The organism is Pseudomonas sp. PDM32 (assembly GCF_019219225.1).
GTDB lineage: Bacteria > Pseudomonadota > Gammaproteobacteria > Pseudomonadales > Pseudomonadaceae > Aquipseudomonas > Aquipseudomonas laurylsulfatiphila.
On record NZ_JAHUWE010000001.1, the window covers coordinates 444,075 to 465,601 of the forward strand.

The window sequence follows — 21,527 nt, forward strand, 5'->3', positions numbered from 1 at the left end:
GTGGCTATGCGGACAGGACAGCGTTGCGCTGTCAAAGCGAGTAATAAACCCGCCCGGATTTCTGCTCGCGGTGCAGGCGCCAGTTCTCCGGCAGGCCCAGGGTCGACGGTGCGGTTTCGCTTTCGGTGTACACCCAGGCATCTTCGGGCAGCCATGGCCGTGCTGCGGGACAAGGCTTCGAGGAACAGCGCGCCGCCGCCGGTTTCGCCCAGGTCTTCGCTTGCGCTGGAGTGGTCGCTGCTCGGCAACAGGTTGGGTTCGCCCGAACACAAGGTTTGCAAGTGCGGGTTGCCAAGGCCGAAGGCGGGAATGAAGGTCTTCATTGGCAGATTGGGCGGGGCATGCAGGGGAGGAGGCGTTGTTCAGTTGTTGGATCGTCGCGTGCGAAATGTTGAGGATTTCATTGGCTGTGCCGCTCTTGCCAAGGGCCACTAACTTGCCACAATCAAGATGGGGCGCGATCGATGTTGGGTATTTGCCCGAAAGTAAGGCCCGGCGCGCCTGGGAGCGCTGGGCCGGTGTTGCACAGAAGGACTTGTGGTCTATTTCGAGGCTTTGGTTGCTTCGGGTTCTTTTTCGGCGAGGGGATACACATAAGCAACACTGGCGCACTCTCGGGTGAGGCAGGCGTTGGCAGCCCGATAGACATCCTCTGGTGTGACACTCTGTAGCTGCGCTACTTTAGTGTCAATTAACTGCCATGGTTGGCCTGATAAGCTTAAGAAGCTGATGTGGATCAACTGCCCCTCAAGGGTGTCAAGGCGTTGCTGTGCCTCGGTGCATTGTTTCGTGATGGCAGGCTCGATTTCCTCAGGGGAGAAAGGCTTGCGTTTCACCTCTTCCAGCAACTTCCAAAAATCAGCTTCAGCCTCAGATGGATCTCCTTCGAAGTGGAATGCAACTTTAAATTGGTTACTGAATGGCGAAGATCCAGCCACCGTCGATGCCAATTTAGAGCGGTTCTTCCCGAACATTGCCAAACGGGTGGGAACAGTGCCCTCAAGTAGAGAGCCCAATATCCGCAATGCCCGTTGGGATTTTGCGTCGGCGGTGGTTATCACTCCCGGCGTGTTGAATGCGACCAGCATTAACGGGTATTTGGTATCCAGATGCTGGGTCATTTGGCGATATCCGGGCGCTGGTGGTGCATGCACAAAAGGCCTGAATGGTATATCGCGCCTGATATTAGCCCCGAAACAGTTCTCGATCAGACGTTTTGCTTCATTTATTTGAACATCGCCAACCACCACCAGCACGGCGTTGTTCGGTGCATACCAACTTTGGTACCAACACCGTATTTGTTCGAGGGGCAGTCGTTCGAGGTTGGCTGTAAGCGCTTCAGGTGCTCGGTAGTACAGACTACCCATGTTGATCAGGGCTTCAAATTCCGGGCTGTAGCTGATAGCCGATACAAACGAGGACTTTTCCTTGCTGCGCAGGATATTGTCATCCAGGGCGTAACGCAGCGTTTCGTCAGAGAGTTGTGCATTCATCGTGGTGGATAGAGTCTTGAGGGCAAACTCCAGATGATTGCTGGGTGCCAGCAACTGGAGAAGGTGATGGTTGTCCCTGCCGACGCTGAAATAAGTAGCTCCGATTTCTTCGAGGAAGTCCTCGTCATATTCATACAGCAACGCGTCCAGAAGGAGGCGACTGATCCCGAAGTCTTCAGGGCATTCAAGGTCGGGACCTGTGAGATAAGACAACATCAGTCCTACCTCAGATGTGCGGCGATCCTCGCGCACGATGACTTTCAGGCCATTGTCGAGGGTGAATTCACTTGTGGGGGGAACGGGTAGTTCGGTCATTGGTTTGATCATCCATTAATTGTCCATTGCATCCATGCGAGTTTTTTCGCCCGTTCACAATGGTCAAAGAGGTTGGATCAAGCCACTTCAGATGTGTTGCGATTTTAGACCGAAGCCGCGAGCGGTAGCTGGGCAGGCTGTTGACCCGCCCAGGTGATTTCAAGAAGATTTTTCAGTGAGTCGATGCCACAACGAGTAGTAGACGCGCCCGGATTTCTGCTCGCGGTGCAGGCGCCAGTTCTCCGGCAGGCCCAGTGTCGACGGGGCGGACTCGCTTTCGGTGTACACCCAGGCATCTTCGGCCAGCCATTGGAGCTCTTCGAGCAACTTGCAAACGGCGGGCAGCAGGTTCTGGTTGAACGGCGGGTCGAGGAACACCAGGTCATAGGCCGTTGCGGTCTGGGTTTCCAGATAGCGCAGGGCGTCGGCGGTCTGAACCTGGCCGTTGGTGCACCGCAGGGTGCCCAGGTGCTCCTTCAGGCTGGACACCGCGATGCTGCTGGCGTCCAGCGCCTGACCCATGGCCGCGCCACGGGACAGAGCTTCGAGGAACAGCGCACCGCTGCCGGTGAACGGGTCGAGCACCTTGGCGCCCGGCACGTACGGCGCGAGCCAGTTGAACAGGGTTTCACGTACGCGGTCCGGCGTCGGGCGCAGGCCCGGGGCGTCGGGGAAGCTCAGTTTGCGGCTGCGCCATTCGCCACCGATGATGCGCAACTGGTTCACGCCGTTATGGACGTTTTTGGCGGGTTTCTTGGGACTGGCCATTAATGCTCCGGAACCCCGAGCGGCTGCTCGGAAGGTTTATCAGTAGGGGCCGGTAACGGCTTTTGCGGCACGGTCGGGCCAGCGCTGACGATGACCATTTTGTCCGTGCCCAGGTGTTTGTTCATGGCGGCTTTGACCTGTTCGACGGTCAAGGCCTGGGACTGTTGCATGAAGTCTTCCAGGTGGCTCAGCGGCAGATTGTAGAAACCGATGGCGCCCAGTTGGCCGACGATATCGGCGTTGCTGGCGGTGGACAGCGGGAAGCTGCCGGCCAGTTCGCGCTTGGCGTCGTCGAGCTCCTTTTCGGTCGGGCCGGTTTCAAGGTAGTCGGCCAGGACGTCCTGCACCAGTTTCAGGGTGCCTTCGCTCATCTCTGCGCGGGTCTGCAGGTTGATCATGAACGGGCCGCGCACCTGCATCGGGGTGAAGCCCGAATACACGCCGTAAGTCAGGCCACGCTTCTCGCGCACTTCGCTCATCAACCGGGTGCCGAAACCGCCGCCACCGAGAATCTGGTTACCCATGGACAACGCCGCGTAGTCCGGATCGTCGCGATCGATGCCCAACTGCGCGAGCAACAGGTTGGTCTGCTTGGACGGGAACTCTATGTGGCCGATGCTCGCCTTCGGCTCAGTCGGCTGCGCGATTTTTGGCAGCGCCGGACCTTTGGGCAGGGCGGCGGAAACCTGCTCGGCAATTGCTTCGGCTTCCACGCGGGACAGGTCGCCGACCAGCGCGATCACCACGTTACCCGCTGAGTAGGCTTTCTCGTGGAAAGCACGCAGTTGTGCCTGAGTGATCGCCGGTACGCTTTTCGCCGTGCCGTCGCTGGAGTGCGCGTACGGGTGATCACCGTACAAGCGGTTCATCAGTTCCAGGCTCGCCAGTTTGCCGGGGTTCTGTTTCTGGTATTCGAAACCGGCGAGCATCTGGTTCTTGATGCGCAACAGTGAGTCGGCCGGGAAGGTCGGCTTGCCGATGACTTCGGCGAACAGCTTCAGGGCCGGCTCGCGCTTGTCCTTGGCACTCAGGCTGCGCAGTGAAGCGATTGCCATGTCTTTGTAGGCACCGTTGCCGAAATCGGCGCCCAGGCCTTCGAAGCCCTGGGCAATGGCGCCGACGTCCTTGCCGGCCACGCCTTCGTTGAGCATGGCATTGGTCAGAAGCGCCAGGCCTGGTGTATCGCCATCCTGGCTGCTGCCGGCGGCGAAGATCAGGCGCATGTCGAACATCGGCAGCTCATGGGCTTCGACGAACAGCACCTTGGTGCCTTCGGCGGTGTTCCAGGTCTGCACGTCCAGCTTGCGGTGGTCCGGCGCCTTGCCGTTGAGTTCGGTCAGCGATTGCAGTTTCTGGCTGGCCTTGGCTTTGTCCAGGGCTTCACTGGCACTGGTTTCGCCGGAGCGCGACAGATAGAACGCGGCAGAGCCGATAACGGCGGCAGCGATCAGCCCGATCAGGGCCAGGCGGGAGGGTTTACGCTCACTCATGAGTCGTCTCCAGAGGCAGTACATGGGCGACGCTGAGACGTTCGCGGGTGAAATACAGCTTGGCGGCTTTCTGGATATCTTCCGGGGTCACGCTTTCCAGGTCGGCCAGTTCGGTGTCCATCAGTTGCCACGACAGGCCGACGGTTTCCAGTTGGCCGATGGCGGTGGCCTGGCTGGTGATCGAGTCGCGCTCGTAGACCAGGCCGGCGATGACTTGTGCGCGAACCCGTTCTAGCTCTTCGGCCGTCGGCGCAGTGGTTTTCAACTGATCGAGCAGCTTCCACAATCCGGCTTCGGCCTGGGCGATGGTCTTGTGTTTCTGTGTGTTTGGCGATGCCGACAGGGTGAACAGGCTGTCGCCACGGGTGTAGGCGTCGTAACTCGACGAGCCGCCGGACACCAATTCTTCTCCGCGCTCCAGTTGCGTCGGGATGCGTCCGCTGTAGCCGCCATCGAGCAGCGCCGAGATCAGGCGCAGGGCATTGACCAGGCGTTTGTCTTCGGCGGTGGCAATGCTTGGCACGTTGAAGGCCAGCATCAGGCTGGGCAGTTGAGTTTGCACATGCAGGGTGATCTGGCGCTCGCCCGGTTCGGCCAGTTCCAGCGGCTTCTTCGCGGCCGGCACATCACGCTTGGCGATCGGGCCGAAATAGCGTTGTGCCAGAGCCTTGACTTCGTCCGGCGTCACGTCGCCGACCACCACCAGCGTGGCGTTGTTCGGCACGTACCAGGTCTGGTACCAGTGGCGCAGTTCCTCGACCTTCATCCGCTCAAGATCGGCCATCCAGCCGATGGTCGGCGTGTGATAGCCGCTGGCCGGGTAAGCCATGGCCTTGAAGCGCTCATAGGCCTTGGACATCGGCTTGTCGTCGGTGCGCAGGCGGCGTTCTTCCTTGATGACTTCGATTTCCTTGGCGAACTCGTCGGCCGGCAGGCGCAGGCTGGCCATGCGGTCGGCTTCCAGTTCGAAGGCTACGCCCAGGCGATCCCGGGCCAGCACCTGGTAGTAAGCGGTGAAGTCGTCGCTGGTGAATGCGTTCTCTTCGGCGCCGAGGTCGCGCAGGATCAGCGAGGCTTCACCGGGGCCGACTTTCTCGCTGCCCTTGAACATCATGTGTTCCAGAGCGTGGGACAGGCCGGTATTGCCCGGCGTCTCGTAGCTGGAGCCGACCTTGTACCAGACCTGGGAAACGACAACAGGTGCACGATGGTCTTCGCGCACGACCACCTTCAAGCCATTGTCGAGAGTGAATTCGTGGGTGGGTTGCGGGTCGGCAGCCAGGGCCGAAAGGGGCAGGCAAACTGTGCTGAGCAGCAGGCCTGCGGCGCGGCGGGCAAGAGCATTCATTCGTTTTCAAACCTTTGGGGCTGCCCGCTTGTTCTTAGCGTCAGCGGGCGAGAGGGTGCTAGGATACTGATCCGTTTTAGCGGCGGCCACGCCTATCAGGCCTTTATGCTTGATCAGGTTGAATGGGTTTGCGACGGAAGGTGGATATTTATCAACTGAATTTCGCGTTTTCGCCGATTTTGCTGCTTTAGTCCAATGAGAATTCGATTCCGTGAGGTGCCATCGGGCACCTCGACAAAATGTTGCGCGTGAACAAGCTGGGTGAAACACAGTCTGTTCTGCATCGATTATTTATTTGCCGGGGCGCCATTGGCGCGTCGCTACCGTGAGATAGCCGTCCTCCATGTTTGGTTCCAACGACGACAAGAAGACCCCAGCTGCGGCTGGCGAGAAGAAAAGCCTGTTCGGATGGCTGCGCAAAAAGCCGCAGGAACCCGTCGTCGAACAGCCACAAGCCATTCCTGAACCCGCGTCGACGCCGGTCCCGGTAATAGAAGAAACGCCTGCGCCGGTTGTTCTGCCGATTGCCGAGCCGTTGCTGCAACCCAAGGTTGAAGCCGCTCCCGAACCCGTCAGCGAACCCGTCACCGAACAGCCGCTGGCCCCGACGACCGAACCGTGGTTGACCCTGCCGGTGGCCGAAGAGCCCGTGGCGTTGGTCGAAAATGACCTGGCCCCCCACGTGACCCCGCCGATTCCGGCCCCGGCAGCGTTTACGCCTGCACCGGTTCTTGCGCCTGTGGTCGAAGCGATGGTTGAACCCGTCGTCGTGGCCGAGCCTGTTCCCGTTGTCAGCCAGCCAGAGGTTTCGGTATTCGTTGCTCCGGTTGCTCCGGTTGCTCCGGTTGCTCCAGTTGCTCAAGCACCGGCACCCGCTCCGATTCCTGCGCCGATCGCGGCACCCGTCGAAACCCCGGTAGAACCTGTACGCACCGAAGAAACCAAAGCCGGTTTCTTCGCCCGCCTGAAGCAGGGCCTGTCCAAGACCAGCGCCAGTATCGGCGAAGGCATGGCCAGCCTGTTCCTGGGCAAAAAGGCTATTGACGACGAACTGCTCGAGGACCTCGAAACCCGTTTGCTGACTGCCGACGTCGGTGTCGAAGCCACCTCGGTGATCATTCAACGTCTGACGCAGAAGGTTGCGCGCAAGGAACTGGCCGACGCCGACGCGCTGTACAAATCCCTGCAAGCCGAGCTGGCCGCCATGCTCAAGCCCGTCGAGCAGCCGCTGAAAATCATCTCGCAGAGCAAGCCGTTCGTGATTCTGGTCGTCGGTGTCAACGGTGCCGGCAAGACCACCACCATCGGCAAGCTGGCGAAGAAACTGCAACTGGAAGGCAAGAAAGTCATGCTCGCCGCCGGCGACACCTTCCGCGCGGCGGCGGTAGAGCAGTTGCAGGTCTGGGGCGAGCGCAACAAGATCCCGGTGATCGCCCAGCATACTGGCGCCGACTCGGCTTCGGTGATCTTCGACGCCGTGCAGGCCGCCAAGGCTCGCGGTATCGATGTGCTGATCGCCGACACTGCCGGCCGCCTGCACACCAAAGACAACCTGATGGAAGAGCTGAAAAAGGTTCGCCGCGTCATCGGCAAGCTCGACGCCGACGCACCTCACGAAGTGCTCCTGGTGCTTGACGCCGGCACCGGCCAGAACGCTATCAACCAGGCCAAGCAATTCAACCAGACCGTCGAACTGACCGGCCTGGCGCTGACCAAGCTCGACGGCACCGCCAAAGGCGGGGTGATTTTCGCCCTGGCCAAGCAATTCGGCCTGCCGATCCGCTACATTGGCGTCGGCGAAGGCATCGACGATTTGCGTACCTTTGAAGCAGAACCCTTTGTCCAGGCATTGTTTGCCGAGCGGGAGCGTTCATGATTCGTTTCGAACAGGTCGGTAAGCGCTACCCGAACGGTCACGTCGGCTTGCATGAGCTGAGCTTTCGAGTCCGTCGTGGCGAGTTTCTGTTTGTCACCGGCCATTCCGGCGCCGGTAAAAGCACCTTGTTGCGGCTGTTGCTGGCCATGGAGCGTCCGACCAGCGGCAAGTTGCTGCTCGCCGGGCAAGACCTGAGCACCATCAGCAACGCACAGATTCCTTTCCTGCGTCGGCAGATCGGCGTGGTATTCCAGAATCACCAGTTGTTGTTCGATCGCACGGTGTTCAATAACGTCGCGTTGCCTTTGCAGATCCTGGGCCTGTCCAAGGCCGAGATCGCCAAACGCGTGGACTCGGCACTGGAACGCGTGGCGCTGTCGGATAAAACCGATCTGTACCCGGGTGACCTGTCCACCGGTCAGCAGCAGCGCGTCGGCATCGCCCGCGCCATCGTCCACCGTCCGGCCTTGCTGCTGGCGGATGAACCGACCGGTAACCTCGACCCGCGTCTGGCCGCCGAGATCATGGGTGTGTTCGAAGACATCAATCGCCTGGGTACCAGCGTGCTGATCGCCAGTCACGACCTGGCCCTGATCGCCCGCATGCGCCATCGCATGCTGACGTTGCAGCGCGGTCGATTGATCGGTGACGGGGAGGCCGCGGTATGAGTGCAACACGTAGCCCCAAGGTTTCCGAGCGCGTGGCCCCGAAAGCCGCCGATCCGCAGCCGCAAAAGAAAAAACATGACGATGACGACGGGCCGGACTTCGCCACGTTGTTCCGTGCCTGGATCGAAAGCCATCGCGCCAGCATGGTCGACAGCTTGCGTCGCCTGGGCAAGCAGCCCATTGGCAGTTTTTTTACCTGCATGGTGATGGCGGTGGCCCTGAGCTTGCCCATGGGGCTGTCACTTTTGCTAAGTAACGTCGAGCGTCTGGGTGGTTCCTGGCAACGCGCGGCGCAGATTTCCCTGTATCTGGACCTTGAGGCCAAGCCGGCCGAAGGCGAATCGCTGCGCGATCAGATCAAGGGCATGCCGGGCGTCGCCGACGCCGAATACGTTGGCCGGGAGCAGGCGCTGGAAGAGTTCCAGCAACAGTCCGGTCTGGGCGAGGCGCTCAAAGAGTTGCCGGAGAATCCGCTTCCGGGCGTGGTCCTGGTGACGCCGAACGAGGTCGACAAGCCGGCCCTTGAAGCATTAAGACAAAAACTATCCGAGCTGCCGAAGGTACAACAGGCGCAACTTGATTTAGTCTGGGTCGAGCGTCTGGCAGCCATCCTCAAGCTGGGTGACCGTTTTGTCTTCGGTCTGACCGTGCTTCTGGTTTCTGCATTACTTTTGGTGATAGGCAATACCATTCGTCTTCATATTGAAAACCGCCGCACAGAGATAGAAGTGATTAAACTGGTCGGCGGCACTGACAGCTATGTCCGCAGGCCCTTCCTGTACATGGGGGCGCTGTATGGCTTCGGTGCGGGGATTCTGTCCTGGGGCGTGCTTGCGTTCGGCCTTGATTGGCTGAACGACGCAGTGGTAGGGCTGGCCGGTTTGTACGGCAGTGATTTTGCGCTGGCTGGAGTGCCAGTTGCCGACGGTCTGTCTCTCTTGCTTGGCGCGGTGCTGTTGGGGTATATCGGTGCATGGATTGCAGTCGCACGCCACCTGAGGGAGCTTGCGCCTAAGTAGTATCATTTTGCTCGTATTGACCTTTCAGCGGTTTTGGGTTTTAGGGAACTTGTCTTTCGGTTTCCGGTCAATTTTCGCAGTGCTGAACTGCACGAGTTTGTAAGTCGGAGGTTTTTTCGTATGACCAATTCTTTGCAACCTGCATATGCTCTGGTCCCGGGTGCGAACCTGGAGGCCTATGTGCACACCGTCAACAGCATTCCATTGCTGTCGCCGGAGCAGGAGCGTGAACTGGCCGAGAGTCTCTATTATGAGCAGGATTTGGGGGCGGCTCGGCAGATGGTGCTCGCCCACCTGCGTTTTGTCGTACATATCGCCCGTAGCTATTCCGGCTACGGCCTGGCTCAGGCTGACCTGATCCAGGAAGGCAACGTTGGCCTGATGAAGGCCGTGAAGCGCTTCAACCCGGAAATGGGCGTGCGCCTGGTGTCCTTTGCCGTGCACTGGATCAAGGCGGAAATCCACGAGTTCATCCTGCGCAACTGGCGCATCGTGAAAGTCGCGACCACCAAGGCCCAGCGCAAGCTGTTCTTCAACCTGCGCAGCCAGAAGAAACGCCTGGCCTGGTTGAACAACGAGGAAGTTCATCGCGTCGCTGAAAGCCTGGGCGTAGAGCCACGGGAAGTGCGCGAGATGGAAAGCCGCCTGACCGGCCACGACATGGCCTTCGACCCGGCTGCCGAAGCGGACGACGACAGTGCATTCCAGTCGCCGGCCAACTACCTGGAAGACCACCGGTACGACCCGGCGCGTCAACTGGAAGACGCCGACTGGAGCGACAACTCCAACCACAACCTGCACGAAGCGCTGGAAGTGCTGGACGACCGTAGCCGTGACATTCTCTACCAGCGCTGGCTGGCGGAAGAAAAAGCCACGCTGCATGACCTGGCGCAGAAGTACAACGTGTCGGCCGAGCGTATTCGTCAGCTCGAGAAGAGCGCGATGAACAAGCTCAAGTTGTCGATCGCTGCGTAACTGGCGGGCAGACAGTAAAAAAACCGAGCAGTGATCCTGTGGGAGCGAGCTTGCTCGCGATGAGGTCCAAACATTCAATACATAAGTTGAATGTCAGGCCGTCATCGCGGGCAAGCCCGCTCCCACAGTGGTTTTCAGGGCCTGAAGAATTGTGATCGGTTATTGAGACCAAGGCGCCCGACGCGAATCGTTCAGCCCGACCAGATAGCTGTCCCCACCCAACTGGCTCATCTGTTGTCGAATCCAGCCCGCTCGCCGCGATACGTATGAAGTCGGATGGCTTGCGCTCCAGACCCGCGGGTTTGGCAGTACGGCGGCCAGCAAGCTCGATTGCTGTCGGCTCAGGTTTTTCGCGCTGGTCCCAAAATGATGCCGTGCCGCAGCCTCTGCGCCAAACACCCCGTCATCCCACTCAACGCTATTCAAGTACACCTCAAGAATCCGCTGCTTGGGCCAGAACACTTCGATCAGTCCGGTAAACCAGGCTTCCAGGCCTTTGCGCAGCCAGCTGCGCCCAGACCACAGGAACAGGTTTTTCGAGACTTGCTGGCTGAGGGTGCTGGCGCCACGGATCGAACCGCCGCGCTCGTTATGAGCAAACGCCGCCTGAATAGCGCCGATATCGAAGCCCCAGTGCTCCGGGAATTTCTGGTCTTCGCCGGCAATCACCGCGACTTTCAGGTCGTCGGAGATCTCGTCCCAGGGTTTCCAGCTCCGTTGCAGGTCGATGGGTTCGCCGTCAAACCAGGATTCGATCTTGCGCTCGACCATCAGTGCCGTCCCCGGAGGCGGCACCACGCGAAAGATCAGCACCAGCAATACGCTGCCGCCCATGAACCAGAGCACGGCCTTGGAGAAATGACGGAAATAGATACGCAGCATAGAGATGGCTTGGCCGAACCCGTTGAGCGGGCCATTATACAGACCCTTTGGATCGAAACTGACTGGAGTTCTGCATGCTGCGTGGCTTTCTGATGCTGGCCGCTTTTTTCGGTTTCACCGGTGTCGGTCTTGGCGCCTTTGCCGCCCATGGGCTGAAGAACCGCCTGAGCGCCGAGTACCTGGCGATCTTCCACACCGGCGTCACCTATCAACTGGTGCACGCCCTGGCGTTGCTCGGTATCGCGGCGCTGGCCACGCAGATTCCCGGTCGACTCGCCACCTGGGCCGGTGCGTCGTTTGCCATCGGGATCCTGCTGTTCTCCGGCAGTCTTTACGTGCTGACGCTGACGGGGATCAGCAAGCTCGGCATCATCACGCCTTTCGGCGGTCTGGCATTCCTGGTCGGCTGGCTCTGCCTGGGCCTAGCCGCCTGGCGTCTGACCTGATCCGGGATATGACCTCATGTAGGAGCGGCCGCAGGCTGCGATCTTTTGCCTTTTGTTTTTTAAGATCAAAAGATCGCAGCCTGCGGCAGCTCCTACATGAATTGCATTTCAAGACGAATGGCTTGGGTCGGCCTGACTGATCGGGCTAGAATGCCTGCCCCAAAAAATGATGGCGGCATCCGGCATGCGCATTCAGTTGAACGGCGAATCCTTTGAACTGCCCGACGGTGAGACCGTTGCGGCCCTGCTGACCCGTCTGGACCTGACCGGACGCCGGGTGGCGGTCGAGCTCAATCTGGATATTGTCCCGCGCAGCCAGCATGCAGACACCACGTTGAACGACGGCGACAACGTCGAAGTGGTGCACGCCATCGGCGGCGGCTAGTAGTCTCGGCCGAGTGGCCACAGAATTCTGCAAGTACCTCACCCCTACAGAGGATTTCCCATGAGCATCGTTCGCAGCGACAAGCCTTTCGTCCTGGCCGGTCGTACTTACCAGTCGCGTTTGCTGGTCGGTACCGGCAAGTACCGTGACATGGAAGAAACCCGCTTGGCCATCGAAGCCTCGGGTGCCGAGATCGTCACCTTCGCCGTGCGCCGCACCAACCTCGGTCAGATCGAGGGCGAGCCGAACCTGCTCGAAGTGCTGTCGCCGGATCGCTACACCTTCCTGCCGAACACCGCCGGCTGCTACGACGCCATCGAAGCTGTGCGCACCTGCCGCCTGGCCCGTGAGCTGCTCGACGGCCACAACCTGGTGAAGCTGGAAGTATTGGCCGATCAGAAAACCCTGTTCCCCAACGTGATCGAAACCCTCAAGGCCGCCGAAACGCTGGTCAAGGAAGGCTTCGACGTGATGGTCTACACCAGTGATGACCCGATCATCGCCCGGCAATTGGCGGAAATCGGCTGTATCGCGGTGATGCCGCTGGCCGGTCTGATCGGTTCAGGTCTGGGGATCTGCAATCCGTACAACCTGCAGATCATCCTTGAAGAAGCCAAAATTCCGGTGCTGGTGGATGCCGGCGTCGGTACCGCTTCCGACGCCACCATCGCCATGGAACTGGGTTGTGATGCTGTGCTGATGAACTCGGCCATCGCCCACGCCCAGCAGCCGGTCATGATGGCTGAAGCCATGAAACATGCGATCGTCGCAGGCCGCCTGGCTTACCTCGCCGGCCGTATGCCGAAAAAACTCTATGCCAGCGCCTCTTCGCCGCTGGATGGTCTGATCAAGTAAGAGCCATTGATGACTGAATCGAACGACACGCCAATCCAGACGGAAGAAGGCGACGAGCGCCAACACCGCCGCATCAAGAGTTTCGTGATGCGCGCCGGGCGCATGACCGAAGGCCAGCAACGCGGCCTGGAGCAGGGCGCGCCGCTGTTCGTGCTGCCGCTGGCCGACGCGCCGGTGGACTTCGACCAGGTGTTCGGTCGCTCGGCACCGCGCTCGCTGGAAATCGGTTTCGGCATGGGCCATTCGCTGCTGGAAATGGCAGCGGCTGCGCCGGACCAGGATTTCATCGGCGTAGAAGTGCACCGTCCGGGTGTCGGGGCGCTGCTCAATGGCGTGCTGACGCAAGGCCTGACCAATCTGCGGGTCTACGATTGCGATGCGATCGAAGTGCTCAACCGCTGCGTGGCCGATAACAGCCTTGACCGGCTGATGCTGTTTTTCCCGGATCCGTGGCACAAGAGCCGTCACCACAAGCGCCGTATCGTCCAGGCGTCCTTCGCCGAGCTGGTGCGCAGCAAGTTGAAGGTCGGCGGCATTCTGCACATGGCCACCGACTGGGAACCGTACGCCGAATACATGCTGGAAGTGATGAACGTTGCGCCGGGTTACCGCAACCTCGCCGAAGACGGCAAGTGCGTACCGCGCCCGGCCGAGCGTCCGATCACCAAGTTCGAACGCCGTGGCGAACGTCTTGGGCATGGCGTGTGGGATTTGAAGTTTGAGAAGCAGTCTTAAACTGTACTCAATACAAACTGTGGGAGCGGGCTTGCTCGCGAAGGCGTCGTGTCAGTCGACATTAATGTTGTCTGATACACCGCATTCGCGAGCAAGCCCGCTCCCACATTTGTTTTGTGTGTGGCTTGAGATCAGCGGCGGTCAGCTACTACGCCGATGAGTACCAGCACCACCAACAACACCGGCGCCAGGCTGTAGTTGTTGAATTGGCTCAAGCCGCGTACGACCCATGGCGTGGCGTAGATCAGCGCTGCACCGCTGCCGATCATGCACAGCAGGGCCATCAGTGGTACGCGCAAGGCGCCGGCGATGCTGCCCAGGCGCTGCTCGACCCAGCCTTTGAAATCCGCACCAAACAGCACCAGCAGGCAGCCCACCAGGGCCAGGGCGATTTCCGAGAGGTTGCTGCGGCTCCAGCGAGACACGGTGGCAAGCAGGTCGAGTACCAAATCCATTCGATTTCCTTATGTCAGAAATTTCTGCAGCAAGTCGTTGAGGAAGAGTTGTCCGCGCATCGTGGCTACCAGGCGTGACGGTTCGACCTGCAACAAGCCGCTTTGTTCGGCTTCACGGCGGCCTTCAGCAAGGCTTTCCAGGGTCATGCCGGTACGTTCAGGGTACAGCCGCGATTCGACGCCTTCAGTCAGGCGCAGCGCGTTCATCAGGAATTCGAACGGCATTTCATCGTTGCCCAGCGCTTTCTCGCCGGCCCGGAAGCTTTTCGCCGGATTCAGGTAATCCTTCGGCAGGCGGGTTTTCCAGGTGCGGACAATGCGCCCGTCCGGGTGGCTGAGCTTGCCGTGGGCGCCGGCACCGATGCCGATGAAGTCGCCAAAACTCCAGTAATTGAGGTTGTGGCGCGCCGGGCGACCGGGCAGGGCATAGGCCGAGACTTCGTACTGTGCGTAACCGTGTTCGGCCAGCAGCGCTTGCCCGGCCTCCTGGATGTCCCACAGCGTGTCGTCTTCCGGCAGTGTCGGCGGCTGGTTCCAGAACACCGTGTTCGGTTCCAGGGTCAGTTGATACCACGACAGGTGAGTCGGTTTCAGGGCGATGGCGGTGCGCAGGTCGGCCAAGGCATCGTCCAGGGACTGATTCGGCAAGCCATGCATCAAGTCCAGGTTGAAGTTATCGAAGCCGGCCTGCCGCGCCATACCGGCGGCGCGTACGGCTTCGTCGCCGTTGTGAATCCGGCCCAGGGCCTGGAGTTTTTCCTGCTGGAAACTCTGGATGCCGATCGACAGGCGATTGATCCCCAGTTTCCGGTACGCCACGAACTTGTCTTGCTCGAACGTCCCCGGATTGGCTTCCAGCGTGATTTCGATGTCGCTGGCAAAGGGGATGCGTTGTTCGACGCCTTTGAGCAGGCGACCCAGGGAATCGGCACTGAACAGGCTCGGCGTGCCGCCACCAAAGAAGATCGAGCTCAGTTCGCGGCCATGGACGGCGTGCAGGTCCTGGTCGAGATCGGCCAGCAACGCGTCGACATACTCTTCCTCCGGCAGCACAGGGCTGGCGGTGTGGGAGTTGAAGTCGCAATAAGGGCATTTACGCACACACCACGGGATGTGGATGTACAGCGCCAGGGGCGGCAACACAGGCAATGCCGCCCGGGGCGATGAAGCATCGCCGCCGAAGATCAGCGGCGAAGCGGATGATTCACGGGTCATTTCAAGCCCAGACGCTGGCGCAGCAGATCCATTGCACGGGCGCGGTGGCTGATCTGGTTCTTGTCGGCAGGGCTCAGTTCGGCGCTGGAGCAATCGCGCTCCGGCACCCAGAACAGTGGGTCGTAGCCAAAACCGTGTTCGCCGCTGGCCTGGGTCAGGATTCGCCCGTGCCACAAACCTTCGCAGAGGATCGGCAACGGATCGTCGGCGTGACGTACCAGTGCCAGCACGCAGACGAACTGCGCCCCACGCTCGGCTTCAGGCACGTCTTTCAGCACGTCGAGGAGCTTGGCGTTGTTCGCCGCATCGCCCTTGCCGTCGGCATAACGCGCCGAATAAATGCCTGGCGCGCCACCGAGGAAGTCCACGGCCAGCCCGGAATCGTCGGCCAGTGCCGGCAATCCGGAAATGCGCGCGGCATTACGGGCTTTGAGGATGGCGTTCTCGACGAACGACAGACCGGTTTCTTCAGGCTCGACGCTGCTGAACTCGCCGATCGAGCGCAGATGTACCGATTCGCCGAGCATGGCCTGGAGTTCCTTGAGTTTGCCGGCGTTATGGCTGGCCAATACGAGTTGCGTGAAGTTGATCATTGGCCAGGGAAGAGCTCTTGGTTGAAATTGATGGTGTTGATTTTGTCACCGGTCTGCACCTTGATCTCAAAGGTGCGGACTTCCTGTTGATCCACCGGATATTGCGCGATGTAGTAGATCGCGCCTTGTTCGGTGATCTGTTTGAACTTCAGTGGCACGGTCTGGCTGGTCAGGTCTTTGACCGAACCGCTCACTTGGGCCATCAGTGGCTTGCCTTCCTTGAGCACCGAGATATTGATCACGCCCTGGTTCTTGCTGCGGACCAGTTCGGCGGACTTGGCAATGTCCGGGGTCAGGTAGGTGGAGTTGAACGTGTTGTAGTGCACCGTCACGTCACCGAAGGTTTCCTGGCGTTCGCCCTTGATGGCTTCGGCGCCCATGGCGGTGACGCTCAGGCAGGCAGTGAGTAGAAACAAAGCAAGACGACCCATGATCGTTCTCCTTGAATTAGGGTGGATCAGACCGCGACCTTGTGGTCGGAAAGTCCCGGACTGCTGACGCGGTAGATTCCGATCTCACCTAACAGATTAGGCCATAGCTTACTGGCCCACCCGTGCCGATGCTGTTGATCCACTGCAAGCCGATCAATGACCTTCGCTTCACGTTCGCGACACAAGGCTTCAAAGTCCGCGAAGGTACAGAAGTGGATGTTCGGCGTGTTGTACCAGGTGTACGGCAGAAACTCGGAAACCGGCATCCGGCCTTTGCTCGCCAGGTACCAGCGGCAGCGCCAGTGACCGAAATTGGGGAAGGTGATGATGCACTGGCGACCCACGCGCAGCATTTCTTCGAGGATCTTGTCCGGGTAGTGCACTGCTTGCAGCGCCTGGGTCATGACCACGATGTCGAAACTGTTGCTGGCAAAGTTGCCCAGGCCCTTGTCCAGGTCCTGTTCGATGACGTTGATGCCCTTGGCCACGCACTCGGCGATGTTGTCGGCGTCGTTTTCCAAGCCATAACCGGTGACTTGCTTGTTGTCGCGCAGCCAGGTCAGCAGTTCGCCATCGCCGCACCCGAGGTCGAGCACGCGGCTGCCGGCGGGGATCCATTCCTGGATGATTTCCAGATCAGCTCTCATGGCTTTCTCACAACGTAATGCGGTTCATGTAATTGCCGAATGCCTGCAGGTAGCGCGGGATCGGAATCAGGAAGGCGTCGTGGCCTTGCGGTGCGTCGATCTCGAGGTAGCAGACGTCCTTGCGCGCGGCCATCAGCGCGTCCACCAGCTCGCGCGAGCGGGCAGGGGAGAAGCGCCAGTCGGTGGTGAACGACATCACACAGAACTTGGCTTTGGCACCTTCGAAGGTTTTCGCCAGGTTATCGTCGAAGTTCGCCGCCGGGTCGAAGTAATCGAGCGCCTTGGTCATCAACAGGTACGTGTTGGCGTCGAAACGCCCGGAGAACTCTTCGCCCTGATAGCGCAGGTAGCTTTCGACCTGGAACTCGACGCTGTGAAAGTCGTAGTTGAGCTTTTCGCTCTTCAGCCCACGGCCGAATTTCTCGCCCATGGAGTCGTCGGACAGGTAAGTGATATGCCCGACCATTCGCGCCAGCATCAGGCCGCGTTTGGGGATCACGCCCTGTTCCTGGAACGAACCGCCGTGGAATTCAGGGTCGGTGAGGATCGCCTGGCGCGCCACTTCGTTGAACGCGATGTTCTGTGCCGACAGCTTGGGGGCCGAGGCGATGGCCAGGCAGTGACGGATGCGGTCGGGGTAGGTGATGCTCCATTGAATCGCTTGCATGCCGCCGAGGCTGCCGCCGATCACGGCCGCGAACTGGGCGATGCCGAGGCGATCGGCCAGGCGCGCCTGGCTGTGGACCCAATCTTCGACGGTCAATACCGGGAAATCGGCGCCGAACGGCTTGCCGGTGTCCGGGTTGATGCTGCTCGGGCCGGTGGAGCCGTTGCAGCCGCCGAGGTTGTTCAGGCTGACCACGAAGAACTTGTTGGTGTCGATTGGCTTGCCGGGGCCGATGCAGCTGTCCCACCAACCGGGTTTACGGTCGTCGGGGCTGTGATAGCCGGCAGCGTGGTGGTGCCCGGACAAGGCGTGGCAGATCAGCACGGCATTGCTCGCCGTGGCGTTGAGCGTGCCGTAGGTTTCGTAGATCAGGTCATAGGCCGGGAGCGAACGACCACAGGCCAAAGCCAGCGGCTCGCTGAAGTGCGCCACTTGCGGCGTCACCAGACCAACAGAATCGGGGGGAAAGGCAGCTGGCATCGACCCTGCTCTCATTGAAATGAGGCGTAAGTCTAAAGACCGCTGGGGTTAGCGGCAAGCAAAGGCCGGGCCTGATTTCTTTCAGTAAGACCGAGGTGCGGCCTTCGCGAGCAAGCCCGCTCCCACAGAGGAACGCATTCCCCTGTGGGAGCGGGCTTGCTCGCGAATGAGGCGACTCGGTGGATCAGGCTGGACGCACCAGATCAGGCAAGTCCGGCAACTTCTTCGGCGAACAGATCCGCACCCGTTTCTGCCGGTTCAACTCGCCACTGATCAAACTGACCTGGCTCTTGGACACGCCAAACGCCTTGGCCAGAAACGCCATCAGATAAGCGTTGGCCTTGCCCTCGACCGGCGGCGCGGTCAGGCGGATCTTCAGGCGATCACCGTGCAGCCCGGCGAAGTCATCGCTACGGGCTGCCGGTTGCAGGTGACACTCCAGAATCAGGTCGTCACCGTCCCAGCGAAACCAGCTCACCGGGTCAGATCAACACGCGGAGGATTTCCGGCATCAGGGTCAAGGCGGCGAGGTTGTTGATCACCAGCATGTCGATCAGTTTGATCGCCAGGAACGCAAAGATCGGCGACAGATCAAGCCCGCCCAGGTTCGGCAGGAACTTGCGGAACGGCGCCAGGGCCGGCTCGCAGACGTCGTTCACCAGTTCGGCGCCCGGGTTATGGCTGCCCGGTGCGACCCAGGACAGGATCACACTGATGATCAGGGCAAAGAAGAAGATGTTCAGGAATAGCGCGGTCACACCGATGATCGACCAGATCAGCAGTTGCAGCGGATTGCCGGTGGTGCCGTAGGTCAGCAACAGGGTCAGGGCCATCAGGGCCAGTTGTACCAGGATCGCCAGCACCAGCGAGGACATGTCCAGGCCGAACACGCTCGGGATGATCCGGCGCAGCGGCTTGAGCAGCGGCTGAGTGGCCTTGACGATGAACTGGCAGATCGGGTTGTAGAAGTTCGCCCGCACCAGTTGCAGCACGAAGCGCATCAGCACGATCAGCAGGTACAGGCTGCCGAGGGTTTGCAGCACGTAGACCGCTGCGGTGTTCAATCCAATCATGAAAAGCTCCTTATTGACCCAGTTGTTCGGCCATTTCGGCCGAGCGATGCGCAGCAGCGCCGAGTGCTTTTTCGACCAGGGCTTCAAAACCATTGGCCTGGAACGACTTGATTGCAGCTTCCGTGGTGCCCGCTGGGGAGGTGACACGACGGCGCAGCTCGGCCGCGTCGACGTCGCTGGAGACCGCCATGTGCGCGGCGCCCAGTGCGGTTTGCAGGGTCAGTTGTGCGGCGATGTCCGCCGGCAGGCCAAGTTTCACCCCGGCGGCGGTCATGGCCTCGATCAGCAGGAAGAAATAGGCCGGGCCCGAGCCGGAAACGGCGGTGACGGCATCCAGTTGCTGCTCTTCATTGAGCCATAAGGCGATGCCGACCGCGGACAGCAACTCCTGGGCTTGCTGGCGCTGTTCGGCGGTCACCTGGGCTGTTGCGAACAAGCCGCTCACGCCCTGACGCAGTAGCGCCGGGGTGTTGGGCATGCAGCGCACGATCGGCTGGGCGCCAAGCCAGTTGTTCATGCTGGCGCAGGTGATGCCTGCTGCAATCGACACCACCAGTTGGTTAGGCTTGAGGCTTGGGCGAATCGCTTCGCACACGGCTTTCATCGCTTGCGGCTTGACCGCAAGGACAACGACGTCGGCGCCGTCGATGGCCTGGGCGTTGTCGGCGAAGGTTTCGATGCCGTGTTCAGCGCTCACGCGGGCGCGGGTTTCTTCGCCCGGATCGCTGGCGCGGATCTGCGCGGCTTCCAGACCCTTGGCCCGCAGGCCGCCGATCAGGCTGGCGGCCATGTTGCCGGCACCGATAAAGGCAATACGCGTCTTGCTCATGTCAGGTCCTTATAAGGAAGAGAGTCGGTCATGGGTTATGGCCGATCGTAATCACGGGCGCCAAACAGGGCCGTACCGATACGGACCCAGGTGGCGCCCTGGGCAATGGCCGACTCAAGGTCGTGGCTCATGCCCATGGAAAGTGTGTCGAGTGGCAGATTCAGGCTGGCTTGCAGGCTTTGCACGGCCGCAAACGCGGCGTCTTGGGCGGCGCGATCTTCAGTCGGCTCAGGGATGGCCATCAGCCCGCGCAACGTCAGGCGCGGCAGGGCGCTGATGGCACTGGCCAGGGCCGGCAGGTCAGCCGGGGTGCAGCCGGATTTGCTGGCTTCACCGCTGACGTTGACCTGAATGCAGATATTCAGGGGCGGCAAATCGGCAGGACGTTGTTCGGACAGGCGTTGCGCGATTTTCAGACGATCCACGGAATGCACCCAGTCGAAGTGCTCGGCGATAGCACGAGTCTTGTTCGATTGAATGGGGCCGATGAAGTGCCAGATCAAGGGCAGGTCGGCCAGTTCAAGCTGTTTGCCCAGCGCTTCCTGCAGGTAGTTCTCGCCAAAGTCGCGCAGGCCGGCGGCGTAGGCTTCACGCAGGTCCTGTGCGGGTTTGGTCTTGCTCACCGCCAGCAGATGGACGCTGTTTTCGGCGCGATTGGCGGCAAGTGTTGCGGCATGGATGCGCGAACTAACTTCGAGAATGTTGTCTGCTATGGTGGACATCAAGAGGCGCCAGCGGTCTGAAGGTTCGCGGCATTCTACTGGAATTGAGAGGCGCTATGGATATCACTGAGCTGCTGGCGTTCAGCGCCAAACAGGGGGCATCGGACCTGCATTTGTCTGCTGGCCTGCCACCGATGATTAGGGTGGACGGCGATGTGCGACGCATCAACCTGCCGGCCCTGGACCACCAACAGGTGCAGGCGCTGATCGATGCCATCATGAACGACACCCAGCGGGCGGACTTTGAGAGGCATCTGGAAATCGATTTTTCCTTTGAAGTGCCCGGTGTGGCGCGTTTTCGGGCCAATGCGTTCAATCAGAGCCGTGGCGCAGGTGCGGTGTTTCGTACAATTGCGGCGAAAGTGCAGAGCATGGACGAGCTGGGCATGGGGGAGGTGTTTCGCAAAATGACCGACGCGCCCCGGGGCCTGGTGCTGGTGACCGGCCCGACCGGTTCCGGAAAATCCACCACGCTGGCGGCGATGATCGATTACCTCAATAACCATCGCCATCATCACATCCTCACCATTGAAGACCCTATCGAGTTTGTCCACGAGCCGCGCAAGTGCCTGATCAACCAGCGTGAGGTCCACCGCGATACCCGCAGCTTCGCCACGGCCCTGCGCTCGGCGTTGCGGGAGGACCCGGACGTGATTCTGGTGGGGGAGATGCGCGATCTGGAAACCATACGCCTGGCATTGACCGCCGCCGAAACCGGCCATCTGGTGTTCGGCACGCTGCACACCACGTCGGCGGCGAAGACTATTGACCGGGTGGTGGACGTGTTTCCGGGGGACGAGAAGTCAATGGTGCGTTCGATGCTCTCCGAGTCGCTGCTGGCGGTGGTGTCCCAGACGCTGGTGAAGAAGGTCGGCGGCGGGCGCATCGCGGCCCACGAAATCATGTTGGGGACGTCGGCGATCCGCAACCTGATCCGCGAGGACAAGGTGGCGCAGATGTACTCGGCGATTCAGTCGGGAGGCGCGTTGGGAATGCAGACGCTGGATATGTGCTTGAAGGGCCTGGTGACCAGGGGGTTGATCAGTCGTGATCATGCGCGGGAGAAGGCACGGTCACCGGATAACTTGTGAGGATTGCAATGCTACCTGTGGCGAGGGAGCTTGCTCCCGTTGGGTTGCGAAGCAGCCCCAAAAAAGCCG

Annotated in this window: 24 protein-coding genes and 1 pseudogene; 9 read left to right on the forward strand and 16 right to left on the reverse strand. The window is 60.4% G+C overall.

The genetic code is table 11. The annotated features are described in order from the left end of the window. Nucleotides 1-31: 31 nt before the first annotated feature. The 5 genes and pseudogenes from rsmD (KW846_RS02075) to KW846_RS02095 all read right to left on the reverse strand — a co-directional run. Nucleotides 32-160, reverse strand: a pseudogene (rsmD, locus tag KW846_RS02075) (16S rRNA (guanine(966)-N(2))-methyltransferase RsmD); the annotation flags it as partial. A gap of 382 nt (nt 161-542) precedes the next feature. After that, the gene (locus tag KW846_RS02080; RefSeq protein WP_218481160.1) at nt 543-1,820 is read right to left on the reverse strand and encodes a pitrilysin family protein; all 1,278 of its coding nucleotides are present in this window, start codon (nt 1,818-1,820) and stop codon (nt 543-545) included. A 147-nt stretch (nt 1,821-1,967) separates the two neighbouring features. Then, the gene (gene rsmD / locus KW846_RS02085; RefSeq protein ID WP_218481161.1) at nt 1,968-2,576 is read right to left on the reverse strand and encodes a 16S rRNA (guanine(966)-N(2))-methyltransferase RsmD; all 609 of its coding nucleotides are present in this window, start codon (nt 2,574-2,576) and stop codon (nt 1,968-1,970) included. Next, nucleotides 2,576-4,066, reverse strand: a complete 1,491-nt coding sequence (locus KW846_RS02090; RefSeq protein WP_218481162.1) for a pitrilysin family protein — start codon at nt 4,064-4,066, stop codon at nt 2,576-2,578. The genes rsmD (KW846_RS02085) and KW846_RS02090 overlap by 1 nt, the downstream gene beginning before the upstream one ends. Further along, a complete protein-coding gene (locus tag KW846_RS02095; protein WP_126048098.1) occupies nt 4,059-5,414 on the reverse strand; it encodes a pitrilysin family protein in 1,356 nt (451 codons plus the stop codon). Before KW846_RS02095 ends, KW846_RS02090 begins: the two co-directional genes overlap by 8 nt. Nucleotides 5,415-5,757: 343 nt before the next feature. On the opposite strand from KW846_RS02095, the gene ftsY reads away from it, so the two are divergent. The 4 genes from ftsY to rpoH all read left to right on the forward strand — a co-directional run bounded on the left by ftsY (nt 5,758) and on the right by rpoH (nt 9,952). Further along, the gene (gene ftsY / locus KW846_RS02100; protein WP_218481163.1) at nt 5,758-7,290 is read left to right on the forward strand and encodes a signal recognition particle-docking protein FtsY; all 1,533 of its coding nucleotides are present in this window, start codon (nt 5,758-5,760) and stop codon (nt 7,288-7,290) included. Next, entirely contained in the window at nt 7,287-7,958 is a 672-nt protein-coding gene (gene ftsE, locus KW846_RS02105) for a cell division ATP-binding protein FtsE (RefSeq protein ID WP_007975383.1), read from the forward strand. Before ftsY ends, ftsE begins: the two co-directional genes overlap by 4 nt. Next, on the forward strand, nt 7,955-8,977 hold the full coding sequence (ftsX, locus tag KW846_RS02110; protein ID WP_110661215.1) for a permease-like cell division protein FtsX: 1,023 nt from the start codon (nt 7,955-7,957) through the stop codon (nt 8,975-8,977). Before ftsE ends, ftsX begins: the two co-directional genes overlap by 4 nt. 120 nt (nt 8,978-9,097) lie before the next feature. Further along, nucleotides 9,098-9,952 (forward strand): RNA polymerase sigma factor RpoH, encoded by an 855-nt coding sequence (gene rpoH / locus KW846_RS02115; protein ID WP_007975386.1) that lies wholly within the window; start codon nt 9,098-9,100, stop codon nt 9,950-9,952. 159 nt (nt 9,953-10,111) lie between these two features. On the opposite strand, the gene mtgA is transcribed toward rpoH, so the two are convergent. Next, a complete protein-coding gene (mtgA, locus tag KW846_RS02120; protein ID WP_218481164.1) occupies nt 10,112-10,834 on the reverse strand; it encodes a monofunctional biosynthetic peptidoglycan transglycosylase in 723 nt (240 codons plus the stop codon). A 74-nt stretch (nt 10,835-10,908) separates the two neighbouring features. Here mtgA and KW846_RS02125 point away from each other — a divergent pair, with 74 nt between their 5' ends. The 4 genes from KW846_RS02125 to trmB all read left to right on the forward strand — a co-directional run bounded on the left by KW846_RS02125 (nt 10,909) and on the right by trmB (nt 13,255). Next, a complete protein-coding gene (locus KW846_RS02125) occupies nt 10,909-11,280 on the forward strand; it encodes a DUF423 domain-containing protein (protein WP_218481165.1) in 372 nt (123 codons plus the stop codon). Between the two features lie 184 nt (nt 11,281-11,464). Beyond that, nucleotides 11,465-11,665 carry a sulfur carrier protein ThiS gene (thiS, locus tag KW846_RS02130; protein ID WP_007953386.1) on the forward strand — a complete coding sequence of 67 codons (201 nt, stop codon included), beginning with the start codon at nt 11,465-11,467 and terminating at the stop codon, nt 11,663-11,665. Nucleotides 11,666-11,725: 60 nt separating this feature from the next. After that, on the forward strand, nt 11,726-12,520 hold the full coding sequence (locus KW846_RS02135; RefSeq protein ID WP_007975390.1) for a thiazole synthase: 795 nt from the start codon (nt 11,726-11,728) through the stop codon (nt 12,518-12,520). 9 nt (nt 12,521-12,529) lie between these two features. After that, nucleotides 12,530-13,255: a tRNA (guanosine(46)-N7)-methyltransferase TrmB gene (trmB, locus tag KW846_RS02140; protein WP_085716366.1), complete on the forward strand. Its 726-nt coding sequence runs from the start codon at nt 12,530-12,532 to the stop codon at nt 13,253-13,255. Between the two features lie 131 nt (nt 13,256-13,386). Here the strand turns inward: trmB and KW846_RS02145 are convergent, their stop codons facing one another. From KW846_RS02145 to KW846_RS02190, 10 genes are all read right to left on the reverse strand, one after another. Then, on the reverse strand, nt 13,387-13,710 hold the full coding sequence (locus KW846_RS02145) for a DUF3392 domain-containing protein (protein WP_007975393.1): 324 nt from the start codon (nt 13,708-13,710) through the stop codon (nt 13,387-13,389). A 9-nt stretch (nt 13,711-13,719) separates the two neighbouring features. Continuing rightward, on the reverse strand, nt 13,720-14,925 hold the full coding sequence (gene hemW, locus KW846_RS02150; protein ID WP_256356562.1) for a radical SAM family heme chaperone HemW: 1,206 nt from the start codon (nt 14,923-14,925) through the stop codon (nt 13,720-13,722). Beyond that, on the reverse strand, nt 14,922-15,518 hold the full coding sequence (gene rdgB, locus KW846_RS02155) for an RdgB/HAM1 family non-canonical purine NTP pyrophosphatase (RefSeq protein WP_007975395.1): 597 nt from the start codon (nt 15,516-15,518) through the stop codon (nt 14,922-14,924). The genes hemW and rdgB overlap by 4 nt, the downstream gene beginning before the upstream one ends. Then, nucleotides 15,515-15,949 carry a DUF4426 domain-containing protein gene (locus KW846_RS02160; protein WP_095964210.1) on the reverse strand — a complete coding sequence of 145 codons (435 nt, stop codon included), beginning with the start codon at nt 15,947-15,949 and terminating at the stop codon, nt 15,515-15,517. Before KW846_RS02160 ends, rdgB begins: the two co-directional genes overlap by 4 nt. Before the next feature lie 26 nt (nt 15,950-15,975). Further along, complete coding sequence (metW, locus tag KW846_RS02165; RefSeq protein ID WP_007975398.1) at nt 15,976-16,596, reverse strand: methionine biosynthesis protein MetW; 621 nt, start codon at nt 16,594-16,596, stop codon at nt 15,976-15,978. 7 nt (nt 16,597-16,603) lie between these two features. Then, complete coding sequence (locus tag KW846_RS02170; protein WP_218481166.1) at nt 16,604-17,743, reverse strand: homoserine O-acetyltransferase; 1,140 nt, start codon at nt 17,741-17,743, stop codon at nt 16,604-16,606. 184 nt (nt 17,744-17,927) lie between these two features. Beyond that, nucleotides 17,928-18,221, reverse strand: a complete 294-nt coding sequence (locus KW846_RS02175) for a DUF167 domain-containing protein (RefSeq protein WP_015097208.1) — start codon at nt 18,219-18,221, stop codon at nt 17,928-17,930. Between the two features lie 4 nt (nt 18,222-18,225). Beyond that, nucleotides 18,226-18,816 (reverse strand): YggT family protein, encoded by a 591-nt coding sequence (locus KW846_RS02180; RefSeq protein ID WP_104450140.1) that lies wholly within the window; start codon nt 18,814-18,816, stop codon nt 18,226-18,228. A gap of 10 nt (nt 18,817-18,826) precedes the next feature. Then, the gene (gene proC, locus KW846_RS02185) at nt 18,827-19,645 is read right to left on the reverse strand and encodes a pyrroline-5-carboxylate reductase (protein ID WP_218481167.1); all 819 of its coding nucleotides are present in this window, start codon (nt 19,643-19,645) and stop codon (nt 18,827-18,829) included. A 35-nt stretch (nt 19,646-19,680) separates the two neighbouring features. Continuing rightward, a complete protein-coding gene (locus KW846_RS02190; RefSeq protein WP_015097206.1) occupies nt 19,681-20,367 on the reverse strand; it encodes a YggS family pyridoxal phosphate-dependent enzyme in 687 nt (228 codons plus the stop codon). A gap of 56 nt (nt 20,368-20,423) precedes the next feature. On the opposite strand from KW846_RS02190, the gene KW846_RS02195 reads away from it, so the two are divergent. Further along, on the forward strand, nt 20,424-21,458 hold the full coding sequence (locus tag KW846_RS02195; RefSeq protein WP_218481168.1) for a type IV pilus twitching motility protein PilT: 1,035 nt from the start codon (nt 20,424-20,426) through the stop codon (nt 21,456-21,458). The last annotated feature ends 69 nt before the right edge of the window (nt 21,459-21,527 follow it).

What these genes read in the sequence shown, in the direction of transcription:
- hemW (WP_256356562.1), bottom strand. Translation starts at nt 14,925, where the DNA reads ATGACCCGTGAATCATCCGCTTCGCCGCTGATCTTCGGCGGCGATGCT.
- ftsX (WP_110661215.1), top strand. Translation starts at nt 7,955, where the DNA reads ATGAGTGCAACACGTAGCCCCAAGGTTTCCGAGCGCGTGGCCCCGAAA.
- rsmD (WP_218481161.1), bottom strand. Translation starts at nt 2,576, where the DNA reads ATGGCCAGTCCCAAGAAACCCGCCAAAAACGTCCATAACGGCGTGAAC.
- rpoH (WP_007975386.1), top strand. Translation starts at nt 9,098, where the DNA reads ATGACCAATTCTTTGCAACCTGCATATGCTCTGGTCCCGGGTGCGAAC.
- ftsY (WP_218481163.1), top strand. Translation starts at nt 5,758, where the DNA reads ATGTTTGGTTCCAACGACGACAAGAAGACCCCAGCTGCGGCTGGCGAG.
- KW846_RS02195 (WP_218481168.1), top strand. Translation starts at nt 20,424, where the DNA reads ATGGATATCACTGAGCTGCTGGCGTTCAGCGCCAAACAGGGGGCATCG.
- KW846_RS02170 (WP_218481166.1), bottom strand. Translation starts at nt 17,743, where the DNA reads ATGCCAGCTGCCTTTCCCCCCGATTCTGTTGGTCTGGTGACGCCGCAA.
- thiS (WP_007953386.1), top strand. Translation starts at nt 11,465, where the DNA reads ATGCGCATTCAGTTGAACGGCGAATCCTTTGAACTGCCCGACGGTGAG.
- KW846_RS02125 (WP_218481165.1), top strand. Translation starts at nt 10,909, where the DNA reads ATGCTGCGTGGCTTTCTGATGCTGGCCGCTTTTTTCGGTTTCACCGGT.
- KW846_RS02190 (WP_015097206.1), bottom strand. Translation starts at nt 20,367, where the DNA reads ATGTCCACCATAGCAGACAACATTCTCGAAGTTAGTTCGCGCATCCAT.
- mtgA (WP_218481164.1), bottom strand. Translation starts at nt 10,834, where the DNA reads ATGCTGCGTATCTATTTCCGTCATTTCTCCAAGGCCGTGCTCTGGTTC.
- KW846_RS02160 (WP_095964210.1), bottom strand. Translation starts at nt 15,949, where the DNA reads ATGGGTCGTCTTGCTTTGTTTCTACTCACTGCCTGCCTGAGCGTCACC.
- KW846_RS02135 (WP_007975390.1), top strand. Translation starts at nt 11,726, where the DNA reads ATGAGCATCGTTCGCAGCGACAAGCCTTTCGTCCTGGCCGGTCGTACT.
- KW846_RS02180 (WP_104450140.1), bottom strand. Translation starts at nt 18,816, where the DNA reads ATGATTGGATTGAACACCGCAGCGGTCTACGTGCTGCAAACCCTCGGC.
- KW846_RS02090 (WP_218481162.1), bottom strand. Translation starts at nt 4,066, where the DNA reads ATGAGTGAGCGTAAACCCTCCCGCCTGGCCCTGATCGGGCTGATCGCT.
- KW846_RS02095 (WP_126048098.1), bottom strand. Translation starts at nt 5,414, where the DNA reads ATGAATGCTCTTGCCCGCCGCGCCGCAGGCCTGCTGCTCAGCACAGTT.
- rdgB (WP_007975395.1), bottom strand. Translation starts at nt 15,518, where the DNA reads ATGATCAACTTCACGCAACTCGTATTGGCCAGCCATAACGCCGGCAAA.
- trmB (WP_085716366.1), top strand. Translation starts at nt 12,530, where the DNA reads ATGACTGAATCGAACGACACGCCAATCCAGACGGAAGAAGGCGACGAG.
- KW846_RS02080 (WP_218481160.1), bottom strand. Translation starts at nt 1,820, where the DNA reads ATGATCAAACCAATGACCGAACTACCCGTTCCCCCCACAAGTGAATTC.
- metW (WP_007975398.1), bottom strand. Translation starts at nt 16,596, where the DNA reads ATGAGAGCTGATCTGGAAATCATCCAGGAATGGATCCCCGCCGGCAGC.
- ftsE (WP_007975383.1), top strand. Translation starts at nt 7,287, where the DNA reads ATGATTCGTTTCGAACAGGTCGGTAAGCGCTACCCGAACGGTCACGTC.
- KW846_RS02145 (WP_007975393.1), bottom strand. Translation starts at nt 13,710, where the DNA reads ATGGATTTGGTACTCGACCTGCTTGCCACCGTGTCTCGCTGGAGCCGC.
- proC (WP_218481167.1), bottom strand. Translation starts at nt 19,645, where the DNA reads ATGAGCAAGACGCGTATTGCCTTTATCGGTGCCGGCAACATGGCCGCC.